This is a genomic window from Arsenophonus nasoniae DSM 15247 (assembly GCF_000429565.1).
Lineage (GTDB): Bacteria > Pseudomonadota > Gammaproteobacteria > Enterobacterales > Enterobacteriaceae > Arsenophonus > Arsenophonus nasoniae.
On the sequence record NZ_AUCC01000238.1, the window covers coordinates 1 to 1380 of the forward strand.

A 1380-nucleotide genomic window follows, 5' to 3' on the forward strand; every position below is an offset into this window, starting at 1 on the left:
ATGTACATAGAGCAGAGTATAAAAGACGAGAAGGGAATTGCCTAGAAATAGAGCGCCTTTGCCGCGATGCTCACGCCAAAGGCGTGCTTATGTTCGTGGCGTACAACCTCGCGCGGCATGACAGGCCGGATCATCCTGCCCTATATAGGCTTCCACTTCGTTGATAACACCATAATAGTCAGCAAATTTTAAAACTTTTCCCAACAAATCCTTTGCCACACAAAGCGTATCACGTTCATAAAATGAACGAGGCAAAATAGTATTACTCGACACAGGTTAATCCATCAGCGCATTAATCTCAGCATCAGACCGCCCCGTTGACATCTTGACAATCGCCCGATCAACGCCGTTGGCTAAAAGCTGGCGAGCTATGGTTATGGCGGATTCTTGCCTACCTTTTTCTATGCCCCGCTGTTCACCAAGATGAATGCCTTTTTCTATACCTTGTTTCTCGCCTTCTTGCCGTAGCTGCTCTGCAATAGTCATCACCACCTCCCGATAATCAGTTGCTTTCTCCGCAATCTGATGCAAAAATTGCTTTGCATCAGAAGTATTTCCTCGTTCTACAATATAACATATTAATCCTCGGAATAGCTCAGGCTGCAATACCCACTGATTGAGCAAGGACGCTATCTCCTGACTTAACTCTAGCATATCGCGGGTGTGAATATGCTTCATCACCAGCTCCATCAGGGCCACGTGCCGATGTGTGACAATCTCCTCGTCCGGGATGGCCGTAACGTCAACCAGTGGAAATGCCTGCATATAAACAGACTTTGCCAGTTCCGGATCAGCAAAACAGTCAAACCAATGGGTACTGTAGGGATACGGCGAAGTTTTACCTTGATAAAACAGCATCGGGATCACCACCGGCAAGGTGTCATTGCCCTGCTCAAGATGCCGTTGCATGGCGGCAACCGCATATCTTAGCAACCTGAACGCCATCAGTTTTTCAGGTCTGCTCTGATGTTCGATGACGCAATAGACGTAACTATCATGACCCGCGGTGGTCTTCATCGAATAAAGCATATCCGAGCACTGGCTACGCAGGTCTGGCTCAATAAAACTGCCGGACTCCATCGCTAACGTACTAAAATCACACAATTTACGAAGGTTTTCCGGTAAATGAATTTGCAGAAAATCCCTTGCGATGGTGATATCACCAAGGAATTTTTTAAACAGACTGTCATGGTGGGAAAGTGTCTTTTTCATCAATGCAGTATACCCGTGAAGGATAAGCCTCGCCATCCTCTCACATCAAAATTTGAGGCCACCAATTTTGATCTGTATTAGTCTTAACTTAATCTGACAATTCTGATTTAAAAAAGAAAATTACCGGTTTTAATTAACATCATTAGATAATTAAATAAAAGGTAATTT

2 protein-coding genes are annotated in these 1380 nt (G+C 44.6%); both read right to left on the minus strand.

Going from position 1 to position 1380, the window contains the following annotated elements:
* Positions 1-87 precede the first annotated feature (87 nt).
* The gene (locus tag G468_RS0117910; protein ID WP_026824138.1) at positions 88-273 is read right to left on the minus strand and encodes a DNA-3-methyladenine glycosylase; all 186 of its coding nucleotides are present in this window, start codon (positions 271-273) and stop codon (positions 88-90) included.
* A gap of 3 nt (positions 274-276) precedes the next feature.
* Positions 277-1212: an Rpn family recombination-promoting nuclease/putative transposase gene (locus G468_RS0117915; protein WP_026824139.1), complete on the minus strand. Its 936-nt coding sequence runs from the start codon at positions 1210-1212 to the stop codon at positions 277-279.
* Between the last annotated feature and the right edge of the window lie 168 nt (positions 1213-1380).

Excerpts from the sequence above, each read along its gene's own strand:
- G468_RS0117915 (WP_026824139.1), bottom strand. The coding sequence starts at position 1,212 with ATGAAAAAGACACTTTCCCACCATGACAGTCTGTTTAAAAAATTCCTT.